The sequence below is a fragment of the Streptomyces sp. NRRL F-2580 genome (assembly GCF_000720115.1).
GTDB lineage: Bacteria > Actinomycetota > Actinomycetes > Streptomycetales > Streptomycetaceae > Streptomyces.
Genome location: NZ_JOIR01000016.1, coordinates 85,849 through 104,955 on the forward strand (window position 1 = coordinate 85,849; position 19,107 = coordinate 104,955).

The following is a 19,107-nucleotide window of genomic DNA, read 5'->3' on the forward strand; positions in this document are numbered from 1 at the left end:
CGGTCATGACGTACCGCCGGGCGGCAAGGCCGGCAGGGACGGGTCGAGCGGACGCCCCGGCCGGCCGGAAGGGACGAGCACGTCCGCGGCCTGCGCCGGCCGGGCCCCGGCCCGCTCGCGGTCGCCCGCAGCCGCGACGGCGCTGCCCAGGAGTCGAAGGGCCCGGACCTCGGCGGCGTGCCAGCCGATGCGGCGGGTCGCCGCCACCGCCCGCTCGCCGCATTCCACGGCCTCCGGCAGGCGGTTGCCGGCCAGTTGGGCGGTCGTCTCCGACACCAGGTTCATCGCCTCCACCGTGGGGCAGCCGTGCCGCGCGCTCAGTGCGGCGCTCTGCCGGTGCCGGGCGACCGCCTCGTCGGTGCGGCCGAGGTGCCGGGCGGTGAGCCCCAGGTTGTAGAGGGCGTACGCCTCGCCGTGATGGTCCCCCGCGTCGACGGCGGACGCGAGGGTGGCGCGGCTGATCTCCGCGGCCTCGTCGCGGCGGCTGAGGCGCAGCAGCGTACTGACGCTGCTCGCGCGGGCGTTGCGGCAGGCCCAGGCGCTGCCGTACGCCTCCCCGACGGCGACGGCCTCCCGGTGCAGGGTGTCGGCCCGGCGCCAGTGCGCCCGGTACTGGCACACGTGGGCCCGGCGGTTGAGGATCTCGGTGCGCACGGCGTCGTCCCGCACCGCCAGCGCCGCGTGTTCGGCGGCGTCGAGTATCCGGTCCGCCTCGTCCAGTCGTCCCAGCTGGGCCAGCGCGCTGCCGAGCACGTAGCCGGCGCGGCCGGCCGCACGCAGGTGCCCCTGGTCCTGCGCGGTCCGCAGGATCCGGCGCACCGGATCGAGTGACTGCGCCCACAGGTACGAGCCCTCCAGGAGCGGTTCGACGGCGAGCGCGAGATCGGCGGCCACCGCGACGGCCGACGGCACGGCCTCCAGGGTCCGCACGGCGACGCCGAGTGCGCCGTCGTGCTCGGGGTCGAGCAGCCGCCGCCTGCTGTCGGGGCCGCCCGGCCGGCCGTCCGGCGGCAACAGGCCGGAGACGTGGTGCCCCGGGCGCTCGGCGGCGTGGACGGTGCGGGCCACCGCGAGCAGGTGGTCGAGGAACCGGGTGAAGGCCGCGGCCTGCTCGTCGGGGCGGTCGTCCTCGCGGGAGCGCTCGGCCCCGAACATCCGCAGCAGGGGGTACTGGCGGTAGACACCCGGGCAGGGCGACTCCAGCAGACCCAGCCCGGTCATCCGTTCCAGGAACTGCCCGGCGCGCGCCGGCGGCAGGCCGCCGAGCGCCGCCGCCCCCGTGACGTCCGTGGTGCCCCGGCGGGTGAGTGCCAGCAGCCGGAACAGCCGGGCCTCCTCGTCGTCGAGCAGGTCGTAGCTCGGCCGGATGCACGCCGTGATGCCGTCCTGGGATCCGGCCGACGCGGGGAACACGGCGAACGGGGGCAGCGCGGGGAAGGCGGGATGGTGGCCGTCGAGCAGCCGGACGAAGTCGGACAACGACCACGTGGGGCGGGCCGCGAGCCGCGCGCCGGCCAGGCGCAGCGCCAGTGGCAGGCCGCCGCACCGCTCGGCCAGCACCGCCGCCTGCCCGGGCTCGGCGGCGATCCGCTCCGGCCCGACGACGGCGCCGAGCAGGGCGAGTGCCTCCGGGCCGGCCAGGGGTTCCAGGCGTACCCGCCGGACCGCCGGCAGCCCGTCCAGCGCGGCACGGCCGGTGACGAGCACCGCGCAGGCCGGCGAGCCCGGAAGCAGCGCCTCGACCTGGGCGGTGTCCCGGGCGTCGTCCAGGACCAGCAGGATCCGCCGGTCCGTCACGGTCGTACGGAAGAGCGCGGCCCGCTCCTCCCGTCCGTCCGGGATCGCCTCCTCCTCCGCCCCGAGCGCCTGGAGGAAGCCGGCCAGGACCGTGCCGGGGTCCGCGGGCTCCGCCGAGGTGCCGCGCAGGCTCGCGTACAACTGCCCGTCCGGGAACCGCTCCCGCAGCCGCTGGGCGACGTGGACGGCGAGTGCGCTCTTCCCGACGCCGCCGGTGCCGGTGACCGCGGCGACCGCGACGGATCCGGTCCGGGGCGTCGTCAAGGCGTCGAGCAGGTCCCGTACCGCCTCGGTGCGGCCGATGAGGTCGCCCGGTGAGAAGGGGAGCTGGGCCGGTCGGGGCCGCGCGGTGGCGGCGTCCGCGCGGATGGACCGCTCGTGGGCCGCCGGGGGCGCCTCGCCGGCGGACGGCGGCCCGGGCGGGGTCGAGGGCGGGGTCCCGGGCTGTGTTCCGGGCCGGGTCCCGGGTGGCGGTCCGGGCGGGGTCCGGTGCGGGCGCCCGGTGGGTTCGCCCCCCGCAGGCCGGACGGTGGGACCGCTGCGCGCCAGGGCGATCCCCGCCAGTTCCCGCAGCCTCCCGTGCAGGGGGTGTTCCGCGCAGAGCCTGGTCAGCTCAGGGACGAGCCGCGCGTGCCGTCCCAGCCGCAGGTCGAGTTCGACGCGCTCCAGCAGCACCGACAGCCGGAGTTCCGAAAGGCGTTCGCGGTGGATCGCGGCGTGCGGGCCCGGAACTCCCGCGAGCGGAGCCCCCCGCCACAGCTTGAGCGCTCCGGCCAGCAGCTCGGCCGCCTCACCGGTCCTCTCCGCCGCCGTGCACGCGCGGGCATCGGCGACCAGCTGCTCGAACACATCGAGGTCGAGTGCGCCGGGGCCGCAGTCCAGCAGGTACCCCTGGCCGTGGGTCGCGATGCGGGGCCCCAGCGCCCGGCGGAGCCGGTAGACGTGCGACCTGACCGTGCCCACCGCCGTCCGCGGCAACTCCTCGCCCCAGAGGCCGTCGATGATCTCGTCGAGAGCCACGACGTCGTTGCGTCTCAGCAGGAGCATCGCGAGCAGCGCCCGCTGCTGCGGCGAGCCGAGGGGCAGCGGTGCGTCGCCCCGCCGGGCTTGGACCGCTCCGAGCACGGAGAAGAACGGTTCGGGCGGGGCGTCGCTGCTCACGGTGGACTCCGTTCTCGTCTCTGCGGCGGTGGCGTGCGCACGCGTCGGCTCCCTGGGAGGGCAGCCGGGCCGGCACGGCCCGGCGGACCGGCCGGGGGCGCCGGCCCGCCGGGCACGATCCGACCTTGCCAGCCCGCTCCACGGCAGGACCGCCCCCCGAAGGATCATGTGAGTGCCATGCATCTTCAGGAGGTACGGGGGAGCCGCGCGGCGTGACGAAACCCCCGGGCCGCGTCACGAAAACGGGATGCAGGCCGCTCGCCCGCCCCTCAGGGCCGGTCCGGGGTGCGGTAGCTGCCGGCGGCGGGGGTGTCGAGTGCCCCCGCGTCCACCAGGGCCTCGGCGATGCGGGCCGCGCTCTCGCGCCCGGTGTCCAGCACGGCCGCGACGGCATCGACGGACAGGTCGGTTGTGTGGCGGGCGAGCAGGCGGGCGGCACGGGCCAGTTCGGGCGGCAGGCCGTCCCGGCCGGAAGCCGAGGCGGCCGGATCGTCGGCGCCCTCGTCGGCGGACGGCTCCCCGGCGTACGGGCGGGCGGCGAGCTCGATGAGCGCCGCGCCGGGCAGGGCGAGGGCGCGGGACCGGGTGGTGACGAGGACGGCGTTGCCCGGTGCGCCGGGCAGCAGGGGGACGACCTGGGCGGCGTCCCGGGCGCCGTCGAGGAGGACGAGGGCGCGCCGTCCCGCGAGGACCGAGCGGTAGAGCGCCGCCCGCTGATCCGCGTCGGCGGGAATCCTCGCCGGCGGGATCCCGAGGGCGTGGAGGAGGTGTGCCAGGAGCGGGCCGGGGCCCGCCGGGACGGGGCCGGGGGTCCGCAGGTCGACGAAGAGCGGGCCGTCGGGGAAGCGGCGGGCGACACGGTCCGCGATCCGCGCGGCCAGTTCCGTCTTGCCCGCCCCGCCCGGCCCGGTGATCGTCAGAACGGGGACCACACCGCGGTCGACCCCCTCGGTGAGGAGGCGCTCCGCCTGGGCGAGGGCACGTTGCGCCGCTTCCGGGAGCACCTCTTGCTCCGGCGAGGGCGGCGGAGGCGGCAGCAGCGGCGGGGCCGGGGGTGGAGCCGGGGCTCGGGCAGGCGCGGGAGGCCGGTGGTCCGGGGCGACGGGCGGCGGATCGTGGGCGAGCAGCCGGGCGTGGAGGGCCGTCAGCTCGGCGCACGGGGCGACGCCCAGCTCCTCGCCGAGGATCCGGTGCGTGTCGGCGAACACGGTGAACGCCTCCGCCTGCCGGCCACAGCCGTGCAGGGCGCGCATGAGCAGCGCGCGCAGTTCCTCGTCGAGCGCGAACTCCCGTGTGAGAGCGGTCAGTTCGGGGATCACGGCGTGGTGCAGGCGGAGGCGCAGCGCGCACGCGAAGTACCGCTTGCGGGCGGCCGCGCGCAGGGCGCCGAGCCGGACGCGCTCCTCCTCCGCGAACGGGCCGGGCACGCCGGCCAGGGCCTCTCCGGTCCACCGGCCCAACGCGTCCGCCAGGAGGGCGTGTTCGGCTGCGGTGTCGCCGCGTCCGCGCGCCTGCCGGGCGGCCTCGACCTGGCCCTCGAACCGCAGGACGTCGACCGAGTCCTCCGCGGTGTGCAGGACGTACCCGCGCCCGTCGCCGAGCAGCACCCGGGCCGGCTCGCGGGCGCCGCGGCCGGGTTCGAGCAGGGTGCGCAGCCCCCACGCGTAGGTGCGCAGGTTGCCGGCCGCGCGGGCCGGGGCGTCGTCCCCCCAGACGGCGGCGACGAGTTCGTCCACCGTGACCGGCCGGCGGCGGCGCAGCAGCAGGACGGCCAGGACCGCCTGCTGCCGGGGCGGGCCGGGGCGGACCGCGGCGCCGCGCAGGACCATCCGGACCGGTCCCAGCAACCGGAAGCGGTGGCCGTCGCCGCCCCGGGGCACAGCCGGGTTCACTCCGCGCATCCGGTCTGGCCTCCTCCGCGGTGCCGGGTGGTCCTACGGTGTCCGACGGTGTGGCGGCGGGCCGCCCGGACGCGATCCGGGCGGGCCGGCGGCCCCTACTTCTTCCACCAACCGGTGACGGCCGTCGACTGACGCGAGGCGCGGTCCCAGCCGACGACGACCACCAGCCGGCCCCCGCCACTCAGCTGCGCGTCGTACAACCAGGTGCCCTCGTCGACCTGGCACCAGGCGTCGTCCGCGCCGATCCTGACGGCTTCCCGCGCCTGCTCCTCGGTGAAGGTCCGCTCGTTCATCCGGTCCCGCATGTGCTGCGACCACAAGTCGATCGTAGTCGGGGCGGACTTGCGGCCGCAGTCCGGCTTGGCCGGGAGGGGGCAACCCTGGCCGTCGTCGCGGCAGCGCATCAGCGAGATCGGCGACTCGGCCTGGACGGCGATCGACGCCTGGGTCCGGGTCACGGCCGTGACGGTCCCCGCGGCCTGGGCGGGGGCTGCGGCGAGCGCCGCTCCGGAGGCGACGAGGGCGACGAGCGCGAGGCGGATGCGCTTCGAGTTGATCATGAGAGGCTCTTTCTTTGTTCCGTGACGGTGCGCGGCTCTGCGGCCACCGGGAAACAAGATCCTCGGCGGCCGTCCACGCGGGATGAGCAGCCGATCGACGCGGTGATCACCGGCGATCGCCGGCGATGGCCGCCCGTTCATCCCACGAAGACCGGCCCGCCGCACAGTTACGGCCATGACCGACGAACTGGCCCCCCACGAGTCCGGGAAGGGGACGCGATGAACCTGGCTCAGATGTACGCGTTCTGTCTGGCCGACCCGGTGTTCTACGACGTGCCGCAGCGCATCCGGGACGAGGACGACCGCTGGACACCTCCGCCGGTGGGCGACGCCACCGTGTCGCAGGACGACACGGACGTATGGGTGCGGGTGTTCTTCGGCCGGCCCCTGCCGACGCAGGGGTGGAAGATCCACATATCGGCCGCGGCCCCCGCCGCCCAGGAGATCCTGCACAGGACCGCCGCCGTCTGCGCCTCGCACCGCGTCGCCTTCAAGTACCTGCGCAGCGGCCGGCTGCTGTCGGCGTTCAACTCCAAGTACGCCCACCGCGGTTCCTCGGGCAAGTTCATCACCGTCTACCCGGCGGGCGACGAGGAGCTGAAGGCGTTGCTGGACGCCCTCACGGCCGCACTGGACGGACAGCAGGGCCCCTACATCCTGTCCGACCTGCGCTGGAGCGACAGCAGCCCGGTGTTCGTGCGGTACGGGGCGTTCGCCGCGCGGTGGGCCCACGACGGGGGCGACGCACCCGTGCTGGCCATCGTCCGGCCGGACGGAACCCCGGTGCGCGATCCGCGCACCGCGGCGTTCACCCCGCCGCGGTGGGCCCCGATGCCCCCCTTCATCCGCGACCGCGTCGAACGGTTCACCGCGGTCAGCCGCGTCGACCTGCCCTACGAGATCGTGCGACCGCTGCACTTCTCCAACGGGGGCGGGGTCTACCTGGCGAAGGACCCGAAGACCGGGGACCTGGTCGTCCTGAAGGAAGCACGGCCCCTGGCCGGGCTCGACGCGCAGGGACTCGACGCCGTCGGCCGCCTGCGGAACGAGCACCGCATGCTCACCGCACTGGCCGGCACCGGCCTCGTACCGCGGGTACTGGGCTACGAGACCTACTGGGAACACCACTTCCTCGTCCAGGAGCACATCGACGGCGACTCGCTGGCGAAGGCCGCCGTGCTGCGCCTGCCGCTGGTGCGTCCCGGCGCGACAGCGGAGGCGTACGCGCAGTACACGCGCTGGTCGCTGTCGGTCCTCGACAAGGTCGCCGCGGCGACGGAGGCCGTCCACCGGGCCGGGATCGTCTTCGGCGATCTGCACCCGAACAACATCATCGTGCGCCCCGACGACACCGTCACCTTCATCGACCTCGAAGCCGCCCACCCGGTCGGCGAACGGCGCACCGGCCTTCTGGGCGCACCCGGGTTCGCCGCTCCCGCCCACGTCACGGGCACCGACGTCGACGCCTACGGCCTGGCCGCCGTGCGGCTAGGCCAGTTCATCCCGCTGGGAGCACTGTCCGCCCTGGACCCGGCCAAGCCCGACCAGCTCGCACGCTGGGCGCACGAACGCTTCCCGCTGCCCGCCGACTACGCCCGCGACGCAGCCGCGGCCATGGCGGCCATCGCGGGGACCACCGCACCGGTACCGGCCGGCGCCGACCCTGGTCCTGATCCCGGCTCCGGCCCCGGTCCCGCCGGCCGGGACTGGGAGGAGAACCGGGCGCGGCTCGTGGCGGCGCTCACCGCCTCCGCCACCCCCGACCGGAACGACCGGCTCTTCCCCAACGACCCCGAGGGAGCCCAGGAGGGCGGCGGCACCAGCCTGTCCCACGGCGCCGCGGGCGTCCTGTACGCCCTGCACGCCACGGGTCACGCCGTCGACCCCGCCTGGACTGACTGGCTCGCCGCCACGGCCCTGCGGAACGTCACCACCGCCCCGGTCGGGCTGTTCAACGGCTCCTGCGGCGTGGCCACCGTCCTCGACCTCCTCGGACGGCACGACGAGGCCGCCGACATCCTGGGCCGGGCCCTCGACCGCACCGCCGAGACGACCAGCCTCGGCCTGCTGACCGGACTGCCCGGCACGGGCCTGGCCGCCCTCGGCTTCCATGCCCGCGGCGGCGACCACCGCCACCTCGACCACGCCCGCCGCATCGCCGACCGCGTCGAAGCCGCCCTGGTCCGCCCGGCCGGCGCGGGCCCCGGTGCGGAACCGGGCCCCGGCGCGGACCACGGTGCGGGCCTCACCACCGGGGCAGCCGGAGCCGCCCTGTTCCTCGTCCGCCTCCACGAACGCACCGGCGAGCCACGTCACCTCGACCTCGCCGAGCAGGCGTTGCGCCGCGACCTCGAACGATGCGCGGACGTCGACGGCTCCCTGCAGGTCGACGACGGCTGGCGGTCCGTGATCTACCTCGGCACCGGGTCCACCGGCATCGGACTCGCCCTGGCAGCCTTCCTGGAGCACCGCGCCGACCCGGGCTTCGCCGACGCCCTCAGCGCGATCCGGAAGGCGGCACGCGGCCAGTTCACCGTCTTCCCCGGCCTGCTCGACGGCCGCGCCGGACTGCTGTACTTCCTGACGGCCGCCGGCCGCGGCGCCGCCGACGAGGCCGCCCTCCAGGGCCACCGGCGCGACCTGTGGCGGCACGCCGTCCCCCACGGCGACGGCCTCGCCTTCCCCGGCAGGCACCTGGTCCGATTGTCGATGGACCTCGCCACCGGATCGGCCGGAGTGCTCCTGGCGATGGAAGCCGCCCACCGCCGCACCGACCTCTTCCTCCCCCTGCTCGGCGGTCCGGCACCGACCACCGCCGCCCGAAGCCCGCTGCGCCGCTCCCGGCCCAGCGAAACCCCCACACCCGAAAGGAGGTGACCGTCATGTCCATCCTCAACCTTCAGCAGCTCGAGATCGCCGAGGAAGAAGGCGTACTGCTGGCCAGCGCCATCAGCTACGCGTGCCACGGCACCCTCGCCTGAGCCCGCCGGGCCGCTCCCGGCCCGCGCGACCCCCGACACCCCGACACCCGAAGGGAGGTGACCGTCATGTCCATCCTCAGCCTCCAGCAGCTCGAGATCGCCGAGGAAGAGGGCGGCGCGCTGCTCGGCAGCACCGCCAGCTTCCAGTGCCACAACACGAGCTTCCACTGATCCACGGGTGGCTCGCCCGCTCACACGAACACCATCGAAAGGAGGTGAAGTCCATGTCCATCCTCAGCCTCCAGCAGCTCGAGATCGCCGAGGGGGAAGGTGACGTGCTGCTCGCCAGCTCCGCCAGCTTCCAGTGCCACAACACCAGCTTCCACTGAAGCCGGGTGTGACCCACCTGCCCGGCAGGTGCGGTGAGGGTCCGTTCACGGACCAGGACGGTCTGCGGGGCAGCGCCCCGCAGACCGTCCCGCCCGTCCGCCGGGTCCCGCCCGTCCGCCGGTGGGAGCCACCGCGCAGGATGACGGGCATGGAACACACCTCTGTCATCCGCCGTGCACGCGTCGGGGACCTCCCCCGCCTGGTGGAGCTCGTCCACGAGCACATCGCCTACGAGAAGTCGGCGCCGCGGCCGCCGGGCCTCGCCGAGCGGCTCGGCCCGCAGCTGTTCGCCGAGGACGCCCGGCTGTGGGTGCTGCTCGCCGCGACCCCGGACGGCGCGGTCGCCGGATACGCCGCCTGCTCCGCCGAGTTCGCGTTCTGGGACGCCCGGCACTACCTGCACATGGACTGCCTCTACCTCGCGCAGGAGGCCCGCGGCCACGGCCTCGGCGCCGCCCTGATGGACGGGGTGCGGGACCTGGCCCGCGAGCTCGGCCTCGACCAGGTCCAGTGGCAGACCCCCGACTGGAACGAGGGCGCCATCCGCTTCTACGACAGGCTCGGCGCCACCGGCTCCCCGAAGCGCCGGTACGCCCTGCCCGTGGAGCCGGTGGAGCCCACCGCCTAAGGGGCCTGGTCGGCCGCCAGGAGGCGCTCGTACGTGGCCAGGACGGTCCGGGACTGGTGTTCCACCTGGGTGGCCACCGGGACCCAGCGGGCGCCGAAGCGGGCTGCGAAGTCCTCGCACCACCCGGTGACCAGCCGGTCGAGGCCGGGCGCCGCCGGATGCCCTTGCGCGCGCAGCACCCGCAGCAGCATCGCGGCGGCGCGCAGCGACAGCCGCCGCCCGAAGGCGTCGATGCTGGCGATGTACGCCGCGGTGGCCTCCGTGGGAGCCCCGTCGCCCGTCCACTCGTCGGAGATCCGGGGGATCAGCGTGAGCGTCCAGTCCACGGCGCGCAGCAGCGGAGCCGTGGCCCCGTCCTCGTGCGGCGGCGGGCCCGAGCGGATCCGGTCCCGTACCCCGGCGACGAGCGCGGAGTCCGCCGTGAGCCGCCCGGCGAGCATCCGCAGGGCGCCGCGCGGGTCGGGGTGCGGGGCCGGATCGTCCACCAGGTCGGAGGCCCACATGGGGACTTCGACGATCGCGGTGGTGCCGGCGTACCGGTGGGCGTGGTACCAGGTGCTGAGCCGTGTGTCCTCCGGGTGGAAGGCCCCGGCGGCCTCGCTCCCCGGCTGCGGGATCACGAAGATCCCGGGGCCGGGGGAGGGCCAGCCGGCGGCGTCCGAGGCTCCGTTCTCCACCGGGATGTGCAGCTCGGCGGCCGATTTGGCGAACGGCTCGGCGAGGCCGGGTATGTCCCGGGTGAGCTGGACCCAGGAGCCGCCGAGATCGGTGGCGTGCAGCGAGACCTGGAGCACGGGCCGCAGCTCGTCGATGAGCGCGGTCAGGGCCAGGGTCTCGGGCGGCAGCCGGTCCGGAGGCAGTAAAGACGGCGCCCACTCGGGCTGTTCGGGGCCGGGCGGCCGGAAGAAGCTCCGGTGGTAGTCCAGGAGCGAGTACGGGCGCGGGGTGCGGTGCAGGTCCGCGCCGTCCGGGTCGGCGCAGAGCAGGAAGTGCCAGCCGCAGCCGGCCCGCGGCGCGGGCTCGTGCAGGACGCGCCGGGCGAGCGAGAGGGCGGTGGCACCGCCGACGGGCTCGTTGGAGTGCGCCCCGGCGACGACGAGGACGTTGCGGGTGTTCGGGCCGACGGCCGCCACGGACAGGACCCAGAGCGGCTGCCCGGCCCGGGAGGTGCCGGCCTGGCGGAGCCGGACCTCGCCGGGGTGTTCGTCCGCCAGTGCGCGGGCGGCCAGCCCGAGTTCGTGCGGAGTGGGGTAGCGCATGTCACGGAGGAGATTCACAAGTGATGCCATGCCCGCCGGGCTGGGCCCGTATCCGCGCAGGGCCTGGGTGCGGCGCCGCCGGCGTGGGGGTCCCCCGGACGGAGCCTGGGGAGGGTCTGGGGCGGAGCCCCCCAGGGGTCCGGGCGGAGCACGGGCCTACTGCTGGTGCAGGCCGCGGCCCGCCAGGGACAGGAAGGCCTCGCCGACGGCCTCCGAGAGCGTCGGGTGGGCGTGGATGTGGCGGGCCACGTCGGACGGCTCGGCGTCCCAGCCCACGATCAGCTGGCTCTCCGCGATCATCTCGGACACGTGCGGCCCGACCAGGTGCACGCCGAGCACCCGTCCGTGCCGCTCCGCGACCACCTTCACCGTGCCGCCCTGCCCGTGCACCATGCCCTTCGCCACGGCGGTCAGCGGCATCGTGTTCACCACCACGTCGTGCGCCGCCTCGCGCGCCTGCGCCTCCGTCAGCCCGACCGCGGCGGTCTGCGGCGCCGAGTACGTCACCCGCGGCACCGCCGCGTAGTCCACCGGTGCGCTCGCCACCCCGGCCAGCGTCTCGGCGACCAGCAGCCCCTCCGCGAAGGAGGCGTGCGCCAGCCCCGGCGAGGGCGGCGGCAGCAGGTCGCCCACCACGTGGACGCCGGGGACGGCGGTCTCCAGCCGGGACCAGTCGGCCGGCGCCACGAACCCCCGTTCGTCGGTGACCAGTCCGGCCGCCGCGAGGTCCAGCCCGTCCGTGACCGGGACCCGCCCGACCGCCACCAGCAGCCGCTCGGCCGTCAGCTCGCGGAGCTCCCCGCGCGCGGTGCGCACCGTGGCCCGGACGATCCCGTCCGCCACGGTGGCCCCCTCCAGCCGGGCCCCGGCCTGCACGTCGATGCCGCGCTTCTTCAGGCCCCGCGCCAGGTGCCGGGACACGTCCGCGTCCTCCAGCGGAACCAGCCGGTCGGCCGCCTCGACCAGGGTCACCTCGGCGCCCATGGAGCGGTGGAAGGAGGCGTACTCGACGCCGATCGCCCCACCGCCCAGTACCAGGACCGAAGCCGGCAGCCCGGGGGCGAACAGGGCGTCGTCGCTGGTCACCACCGTGGCCCCGTCGGGCTCCAGCCCGGGCAGGACCCGCGGCCGGGACCCGGTGGCGAGCACGATCCCGCGGGTCGCGGTGAACTCCCGCCCGTCCTCGGTGCGGATCGAGCGCGGACCGGTCAACCGCGCGCCGCTGCGCACCACGCGCACCCCGGCGTGCTCCAAGTGCCCCTCCACTCCCTTGTGGTTGCGGGAGACGATGTCGTCCCGGGTGGCGGTCAGCGCCGACCAGTCGACCGACTCCACGCTCGCCCGGACCCCCCAGCGCTCGCGCGCCTCGGCTATGCCGTCGACGAGTTCGGCCGCGTGCAGCATCGCCTTGCTGGGGATGCAGCCGCGGTGCAGGCAGGTCCCGCCGACCTTGTCGCGTTCCGCGAGCAGGACGGTCAGGCCGAGGGCCGAGGCGCGCAGGGCGGTGCTGTAGCCGCCGGTGCCACCGCCGATCACGATCACGTCCACGGTGCTGTCGTCGGTCACGTCGGTCACGTCGGTCGCGTCGTTGTGCACGTCTTGGGTCATGTGCCCAGCCTGGACCGGCCGTCGCGCCACGTCCAAGGAAATGATCTTCTGGGTCCCATGCGCGCTCTTTATGCTTCCGGCTCATGAGCCTGCGCCAGATGGAGTACTTCCTCGCCGTCGTGGAGGAGTCCTCCTTCACCCGCGCCGCGGACGCCCTGCACGTCACCCAGCCCGCCCTGTCCCACCAGGTCAAGGCCTTGGAGCGGTCCGTCGGCGGCGCCCTGCTGGAGCGCCTGCCGCGCGGGGTCCGGCTCACTCCCATGGGCCGTGCCTTCCTCCCGCACGCGCAGCTCGCCGTCCGCAGCGCCCGCCAGGCCGAGCGGGCGGCCCGCGCCGCCGCCGGCGTGGCGGGCGGCGAACTGCACGTCGCCACCGTGCACGCCCTGGCCGTCGGCCTGCTCCCGGGCATCGCCGCCCGCTGGCGGGCGCTGCACCCGGGGGTGTCGCTGGTCCTGCGGGAGTACGGCTCCACCGACGCGCTGGAGGAGCAGCTGGAGCGGGGCGTCGCCGACCTCGCGGTGGGCCCGGAGCCCGCGGAGTGGATGGGACCGCTGCTGCGGATCGGGCGGGAGGAGCTGGTCATCGTCGTCCCCTTCGACGATCCGCTGGCCGGGCGGGGAGCCGTCCGCCTCGCCGAGCTCGCCGATCGCGACTGGATCCGCTGTGCGATGGAACCGCTGGCCGACGGCGTCCTCGTACTGGACCGGGCGTGCGGCGCGGTCGGCTTCACCCCGCGCACGGTGCTGCGTACGGAGCACACCTCGACGGCCGTACGGATGGCGGCCGCCGGGGTGGGCGTCGTCATGGCCCCGGCCCACATGGTCCGGGGCGCCGTCGGCGAGGACTGCGTACTGCTCTCCCTCGATCCGCCGTGGCACCGGTCCCTGGCGGTCTTCTCCCGGGTCCCGCTGACCGGTGCGGCCGAGGCCTTCGCGGAGCTGTTCGGGGCCCGGGCCGCGGCGGTTCCGGCCGCGAGTGCGCGGCCGGACTGAGCGGCGGACGCGCCGAGGCACCCGCGGGCTCCCGGCCGGCGTCCGCGGAGGATCACCGGCGGAGCCAGACCCCCACCGGGCGGCCGGCCAGCAGGTCGGCCATGTCGACCGAACCGCTGTGCGAGACGGGGGAGTTCGCGTCGGGGTGCGGGGGGAGGGCGGGGGTCCACGTGCCGGGCGGCAGGGGCAGCCGGGTGCCGCGCCAGCCGCCGGACGCGGCCAGCCGGTGGGACAGCCGGGTGGCCGCCACCAGCAGGCCGGGGGACCGGGTGAACGCCACCAGATGGCCGGCCGCCGGGCCCTGCGCCGGGACGGGGGCGTAGCCCCGGAAGAGCTCCGGACGGTCCCGGCGCAGCCGCAGCAGGGCGGCCGTCAGGGCCAGCTTCTCCTCGGCCGGGCCCTGTGGGGCGGCCCCCGTGTCCAGCCGCGCCAGCTCCTGGCGGGGGAAGCGGGCCGGGCGCCGGTTGTCGGGGTCGACGAGGGCCCGGTACTCGGTCTCGGCACCCTGGTAGACCTCCGGGACCCCCGGCATCGCCAGGTGCAGCAGCGTCATGCCGAGGACGTTGGCGCGGGCGGCCTCCGCCAGCTCCACGGGGAGGTCGAGGGGGGCCCGTACGTATCCGGTCACCTCCGCCTCGTAGCCCTCGTCCGGCTCCGTCCAGCTGGTGCGCAGGGCGGCCTCGCGGACCGCCTTGAGCAGCGCCTCGGACAGCCGGGGCACGGCGTCGGGGACCGGGCCGAGCCCGAGTGCGGTCTGCCGGGCCATCCAGGCCAGGTGGGGGTCGGGGCCGTCGGGCCGGCCCATCAGTTCCGGTGCCTGTGACAGGGCCGCGATCCGGGCCCGGACGTCCGCGCTGCGCTTGGTGTCGTGCGTGGACAGCACCGTCCCGGCCGCGGGCCACTCCCGGGCCTGGGCGGCGCAGTAGGCGTGGAACTCCGCGGCCGACACCGCTGGTCGGCCCGGCTCGCCGCCGACCTCGGTCGCCGACAGCAGGGGTGCGTACCGGTAGAAGGCGCGGTCCTCCAGGGACTTGGCGCGCAGCGCCGCCGAGGTCTGCGCGAAGCGGGCCGCGAAGGCCGGGTCCCGCAGCAGCAGTTCCCGTACGCCGGCCACCGCGCCGGGGCCGGCCACCGCGGCCGCCTGCTCCAGGGCCTGCGGCGGCAGCTCCGAATCGCCGGGGTAGGGCCGGTAGACGGGAAAGGCGATCAGCAACTCACGCACCGCCCCGGCCAGTTCGGGTCCGGACCGGCGTTCCAGCGTCCGCAGTTCGGCGGCCAGGTCACCGGTCAGTACCTCCCGTGCGCACGCCCGCGCCGCCTCCGGCCACCGCGGCAGCCCGGTGGACCGCCCGTACCGGGCCGCCAGCTCCGCGGCCCCCGCCGGATCGGTGAACACCCCGTCCACCCGGTACAGCGCGTCGTACCCGGTGGTGCCCGCCACCGGCCACGCGGGCGGCAGCCGCTCGTCGCGGGCGAGGATCTTCTCGACGACCACCCAGCAGCCGTCCCCGGCCGCCGCGCGCAGCCGCCGCAGGTACTCCTCCGGGTCCGCCAGGCCGTCCACGTGGTCGATCCGCAGCCCCTGCACGACACCGTCCCGGAGCAGCTCCAGCACTTTCGCGTGGGTGGCGGTGAACACCTCCGGGTCCTCCACGCGGACCCCGATCAGATCCGAAATGGTGAAGAAGCGCCGGTAGTTGAGCGCGGTCCGGGCCTCCCGCCACCAGGCCGGCCGGTACCACTGCGCGGCGAGCAGCTCGGGCAGCGCCAGCCCCTCGGTGCCGGCCCGCAGCGGGAACTCCTGCTCGCCGTAGCGCAGTACGCCGCCGTCGGCCGTCAGCTCGCACGACTCCGCCGGCCCGGCGAGCACCGGCAGCAGCACCTGCCCGCCCCCGGCCTCCCAGTCGATGTCGAACCAGCGGGCGTACGGCGAGCCGGGTCCGTCCCGCAGCACCTCCCACAGGGGCTGGTTCAGCCGCAGCGGCGTCGGCACGGCCATGTGGTTGGGCACGATGTCGAGGACCAGGCCGAGCCCGTGCGCCCGGGCCGCCCGGGCCAGGGAGCGCAGGCCCGGCTCGCCGCCGAGCTCGGCCCGTACGCGGGAGTGGTCGGTGACGTCGTACCCGTGCGCGGAGCCGGGTACCGCCTCCAGTACGGGGGAGAGGTGCAGGTGCGACACGCCGAGCGAGGCGAGGTACGGTACGGCTGCCTCGGCCGCCGCGAAGGGGAACTCCGGACGCAGCTGGAGGCGGTAGGTCGACGCCGGAGTGACAGGTGCCGGAACATTAGATTCCGATTCAGTGACCGGTTGCGGCTGGCTCATGAGAACGTACGTACCCAACCTGCCGGATTCCGTGCCATGACCCAATGCATCCGAGTGACTGCGCCGAGTTAATGTCGATCAAGTGGTTGGAACCGTCAACACCTATCGAAAAGTCATCGCCCTGACCGGGCCCCTACTCCCGCTCGTCTCTTTCCTCGCCCGACTGCCCGTCGCGATGTCCCAGTTCGGCAGCTTCCTGCTGGTCGCCCAGACCAGCGGCTCCCTCGCCACCGCCGGCGTGGTCGGAGGCGCCCTCTCCCTGGGCCAGGTCCTCTTCGGACCCGTCCTCGGCTGGCTCGCCGACCGGCACGGGCAGCGGCCCGTCGTCCTGGCCGCCGCCGCCGTCAACGCGGTGGCCACCGCCGCCCTGGTAACGGGCGCCCTCACCCACCTGGCCACCGTGCCGCTCGCCGCGATCGGCGCCCTCACCGGCGCCTCCGTACCACTGATCGGGCCGCTCGCCCGGACCCGCTCCGTGGCCCTGGCCCACCGGGCCGGCGCCGACGAGAGCGTCGTGGGCGCCGTCCACGCGCTCGAAGGCACCCTGGACGAGGTCTCCTTCGTCTTCGGACCCGCCCTGGTCGGGATGGCCGCGCTCCTCGCGCACCCGGCGGTCGCCCTCGGCGGCGCGGCGGGCCTCGTCGCCGTCTTCGGCACCGCCTACGCCCTGCACCCGACCGCCGCCGTCACGGCCGGGGCCCCCGCGCGCGGACGAGGCACGGGAAACCGGGTCCGGCCGCCCGGCGTGGTCTACGCCGTACGCGGCTCCCTCGCCCTCCAGGGCGCGATGTTCGGCGCCTGCCAGGCCGGCATCACCGCACTGACCATCCGGCTGGGCGTCCCCGACCAGGCCGCCGTCGTCTACTCCGCGATGGGCGTCGTCAGCGCCGCCGTCGGTCTCTCGCTCGGCGCGCTGCCCGCCCGCTTCGGACTGCGGCTGCGCTGGCGGGTGGCGACCGCAGCGGCCCTGGTGCTCTCGGCGCCGTTGCTGGTCACCGACAGCCTGTGGCCCCTGTACGCCGTCGTCACCGTCCTCGGGGCGGCCTACGCGCCCCACCTGATCACCGCCTTCGCCCTCACCGAGCGGGCCGTGGAACCGGCCCGGCTCTCCACGTCCATGGCCTTCGCCGCCAGCTGCCTGGTGGCCGGGCAGGCCACCGCGCTCGTCGTCTGCGGGCGCCTCGCCGAGCGGTACGGCCCCGCCGGGGCCTTCGCCGTCGCCGTCGGGGCCGCCGCGCTCTGCCTGACCCTCGCCCTCGTCACCCGGGTGCCCGCCGCCCGTACGCACACCGCCGCCTTCGCCCCCGGCCCGCGGACCGCCTCGCAGGTGGCCGACGAGAACGGCGCCGCCTACGCCGGGCGCTGAAGCACCACCAGAGACCGACCCGTCAGCGCCACCCGGTCGCCGGCCGCGTACTGCGGCCCGGTACCGGGTGGCAGCACGTCCGCCCGCGCCGTGTCCACCACCAGGTGCCACTGCGCGCCGTGCCCCGCCGGAATCGTGAAGTCCTGCGGATCCGCGCCCGAGTTGAACATCAGCAGGAACGAGTCGTCGGTGATCCGCTCCCCGCGGGTGCCCGGCTCGGAGATCGCCTCCCCGTTGAGGAACACGGTCAGCGCCCGCGCGTGCTGCGCCTGCCAGTCCCGCGCCCGCATCACCTCGCCGTGCGGGGTGAACCAGGCGATGTCGGAGAGCTCGTCGTGCGTCCCCTCCACCGGCCGGCCGTGGAAGAACCGGCGCCGCCGGAAGACCGGGTGGTCCCGGCGCAGCCACACCATCCGCCGGGTGAACTCCAGCAGCGACGGCGACGGTTTGCCCGGCTCCGGCCAGCGCACCCACGACAGCTCGTTGTCCTGGCAGTACGCGTTGTTGTTGCCGCCCTGGGTGCGGCCGAACTCGTCGCCGTGGCTGAGCATGGGCACCCCCTGCGACAGCATCAGGGTGGCCGTGAAGTTGCGCATCTGGCGCTCGCGCAGCTCCAGCACCTCCGGATCCTCCGTCGGCCCCTCCACCCCGCAGTTCCAGGACCGGTTGTGGGTCTCGCCGTCCCGATTGCCCTCCCGGTTGGCCTCGTTGTGCTTCTCGTTGTACGAGACCAGGTCGTTCAGGGTGAAACCGTCGTGACAGGTGGTGAAGTTGATCGACGCCAGCGGGCGCCGCCCGTCGTCCTGGTACAGGTCCGAGGAGCCGGTCAGCCGCCCGGCGAACTCCGCGAGCGTGCGCGGCTGCCCGCGCCAGAGGTCCCGTACGGTGTCCCGGTACTTGCCGTTCCACTCGGTCCACAGCGGCGGGAAGTTGCCCACCTGGTAGCCCCCCTCGCCCAGGTCCCAGGGCTCCGCGATCAGCTTCACCTGGCTGACCACCGGATCCTGCTGGACCAGGTCGAAGAACGAGGACAGCCGGTCCACCTCGTGGAACTGGCGGGCCAGCGTCGCCGCCAGGTCGAAGCGGAAGCCGTCCACGTGCATCTCGGTGACCCAGTAGCGCAGCGAGTCCATGATCAGCTGGAGCACGTGCGGGGAGCGCATCAGCAGCGAGTTGCCCGTGCCGGTGGTGTCCATGTAGTGCCGCGGATCGTCCGCCAGCCGGTAGTACGAGGCGTTGTCGAGCCCGCGGAAGGACAGCGTCGGGCCCAGGTGGTTGCCCTCCGCGGTGTGGTTGTAGACCACGTCGAGGATCACCTCGATCCCCGCCTCGTGCAGGGCCCGGACCGCCGACTTGAACTCCAGCACCTGCTGGCCGCGGTCGCCCGAGGCGTAGCCGTTGTGCGGGGCGAAGAAACCGATCGTGTTGTAGCCCCAGTAGTTGCTCAGCCCGTCGTTGACCAGCCGGTGGTCGTTGACGAACTGGTGCACCGGCATCAGCTCCAGCGCCGTCACGCCGAGCTTGGCGAGGTGCCCGATGACCGCCGGGTGCGCGAGCGCCCCGTACGTGCCGCGCAGCTCCTCGGGCAGGTCCGGATGGCGCATCGTCAGGCCCTTGACGTGCGCCTCGTACAGCACGGTGTGGTGGTACTCGTGGCGCGGCGGCCGGTCGTTGGCCCAGTCGAAGTACGGGTTCACCACGACCGAGCTCATGGTGTGCGGGGCGGAGTCCAGGTCGTTGCGCGAGTCGGGCCGGCCGAAGTGGTAGCCGTACACCGCCTCGCCCCACGTCACCCGGCCGCTGATGGCCCGCGCGTACGGGTCCAGCAGCAGCTTCGCCGCGTTGCAGCGCCGCCCGCGCTCGGGCTCGTACGGGCCGTGGACGCGGAAACCGTAGCGCTGACCCGGCATGACCCCGGGCAGGTACGCGTGGCGGACGAAGGCGTCCGTCTCGCGCAGTTCCACGGCGGACTCCGAGCCGTCGTCGTGGAGGAGGCACAGCTCGATGCGTCGGGCGGCCTCGGAGTAGACCGCGAAATTGGTGCCGGCGCCGTCGTAAGTGGCGCCGAGCGGATACGCCTGTCCCGGCCAGACCTGCATAGATAACGACTCTTCCCGCGTTGTCGGATGTCCCGGCTGATCCGGCGTGGACCACGTCACTGTTCCGATCTTCCCCGAAAGAGGGCGTCCACGCGCGGACTT

General features: G+C 75.0%; 11 protein-coding genes. 4 read left to right on the plus strand and 7 right to left on the minus strand.

Annotation, left to right across the window (positions count from 1 at the left end; translation table 11 throughout):
• Window positions 1-3: 3 nt before the first annotated feature.
• From IF88_RS42195 to IF88_RS0119555, 3 genes are all read right to left on the minus strand, one after another.
• Entirely contained in the window at window positions 4-2,958 is a 2,955-nt protein-coding gene (locus IF88_RS42195; RefSeq protein ID WP_051837181.1) for an AfsR/SARP family transcriptional regulator, read from the minus strand.
• A gap of 269 nt (window positions 2,959-3,227) precedes the next feature.
• Window positions 3,228-4,859: an AfsR/SARP family transcriptional regulator gene (locus tag IF88_RS0119550; protein ID WP_051837182.1), complete on the minus strand. Its 1,632-nt coding sequence runs from the start codon at window positions 4,857-4,859 to the stop codon at window positions 3,228-3,230.
• A gap of 95 nt (window positions 4,860-4,954) precedes the next feature.
• Entirely contained in the window at window positions 4,955-5,419 is a 465-nt protein-coding gene (locus IF88_RS0119555) for a hypothetical protein (protein ID WP_030713634.1), read from the minus strand.
• Window positions 5,420-5,638: 219 nt separating this feature from the next.
• On the opposite strand from IF88_RS0119555, the gene lanKC reads away from it, so the two are divergent.
• Window positions 5,639-8,296, plus strand: a complete 2,658-nt coding sequence (gene lanKC, locus IF88_RS0119560) for a class III lanthionine synthetase LanKC (RefSeq protein ID WP_051837184.1) — start codon at window positions 5,639-5,641, stop codon at window positions 8,294-8,296.
• Window positions 8,297-8,878: 582 nt separating this feature from the next.
• Entirely contained in the window at window positions 8,879-9,358 is a 480-nt protein-coding gene (locus IF88_RS0119580; protein WP_037806404.1) for a GNAT family N-acetyltransferase, read from the plus strand.
• On the opposite strand, the gene IF88_RS0119585 is transcribed toward IF88_RS0119580, so the two are convergent.
• Together IF88_RS0119585 and lpdA are read right to left on the minus strand one after the other, a co-directional pair.
• Window positions 9,355-10,635: a M14 family zinc carboxypeptidase gene (locus tag IF88_RS0119585; RefSeq protein ID WP_030713640.1), complete on the minus strand. Its 1,281-nt coding sequence runs from the start codon at window positions 10,633-10,635 to the stop codon at window positions 9,355-9,357. The two genes, IF88_RS0119580 and IF88_RS0119585, sit on opposite strands and share 4 nt — an antisense overlap.
• Window positions 10,636-10,773: 138 nt before the next feature.
• Window positions 10,774-12,225, minus strand: coding sequence for a dihydrolipoyl dehydrogenase (gene lpdA / locus IF88_RS0119590; protein WP_107050575.1), 1,452 nt, complete (start codon window positions 12,223-12,225; stop codon window positions 10,774-10,776).
• An 83-nt stretch (window positions 12,226-12,308) separates the two neighbouring features.
• On the opposite strand from lpdA, the gene IF88_RS0119595 reads away from it, so the two are divergent.
• Window positions 12,309-13,217, plus strand: a complete 909-nt coding sequence (locus tag IF88_RS0119595; protein WP_051837186.1) for a LysR family transcriptional regulator — start codon at window positions 12,309-12,311, stop codon at window positions 13,215-13,217.
• Between the two features lie 52 nt (window positions 13,218-13,269).
• Here the strand turns inward: IF88_RS0119595 and treY are convergent, their stop codons facing one another.
• On the minus strand, window positions 13,270-15,540 hold the full coding sequence (gene treY, locus IF88_RS0119600) for a malto-oligosyltrehalose synthase (RefSeq protein WP_051837188.1): 2,271 nt from the start codon (window positions 15,538-15,540) through the stop codon (window positions 13,270-13,272).
• 82 nt (window positions 15,541-15,622) lie between these two features.
• Here treY and IF88_RS0119605 point away from each other — a divergent pair, with 82 nt between their 5' ends.
• Window positions 15,623-16,906 (plus strand): MFS transporter, encoded by a 1,284-nt coding sequence (locus tag IF88_RS0119605; RefSeq protein WP_030713647.1) that lies wholly within the window; start codon window positions 15,623-15,625, stop codon window positions 16,904-16,906.
• Here the strand turns inward: IF88_RS0119605 and glgX are convergent.
• Window positions 16,891-19,005, minus strand: coding sequence for a glycogen debranching protein GlgX (glgX, locus tag IF88_RS0119610; protein WP_030713650.1), 2,115 nt, complete (start codon window positions 19,003-19,005; stop codon window positions 16,891-16,893). The two genes, IF88_RS0119605 and glgX, sit on opposite strands and share 16 nt — an antisense overlap.
• Window positions 19,006-19,107: the final 102 nt, after the last annotated feature.

Excerpts from the sequence above, each read along its gene's own strand:
- IF88_RS0119550 (WP_051837182.1), bottom strand. The coding sequence starts at position 4,859 with ATGCGCGGAGTGAACCCGGCTGTGCCCCGGGGCGGCGACGGCCACCGC.
- IF88_RS0119555 (WP_030713634.1), bottom strand. The coding sequence starts at position 5,419 with ATGATCAACTCGAAGCGCATCCGCCTCGCGCTCGTCGCCCTCGTCGCC.
- lanKC (WP_051837184.1), top strand. The coding sequence starts at position 5,639 with ATGAACCTGGCTCAGATGTACGCGTTCTGTCTGGCCGACCCGGTGTTC.
- IF88_RS0119580 (WP_037806404.1), top strand. The coding sequence starts at position 8,879 with ATGGAACACACCTCTGTCATCCGCCGTGCACGCGTCGGGGACCTCCCC.
- lpdA (WP_107050575.1), bottom strand. The coding sequence starts at position 12,225 with ATGACCCAAGACGTGCACAACGACGCGACCGACGTGACCGACGTGACC.
- IF88_RS0119595 (WP_051837186.1), top strand. The coding sequence starts at position 12,309 with ATGAGCCTGCGCCAGATGGAGTACTTCCTCGCCGTCGTGGAGGAGTCC.
- treY (WP_051837188.1), bottom strand. The coding sequence starts at position 15,540 with ATGAGCCAGCCGCAACCGGTCACTGAATCGGAATCTAATGTTCCGGCA.
- glgX (WP_030713650.1), bottom strand. The coding sequence starts at position 19,005 with ATGCAGGTCTGGCCGGGACAGGCGTATCCGCTCGGCGCCACTTACGAC.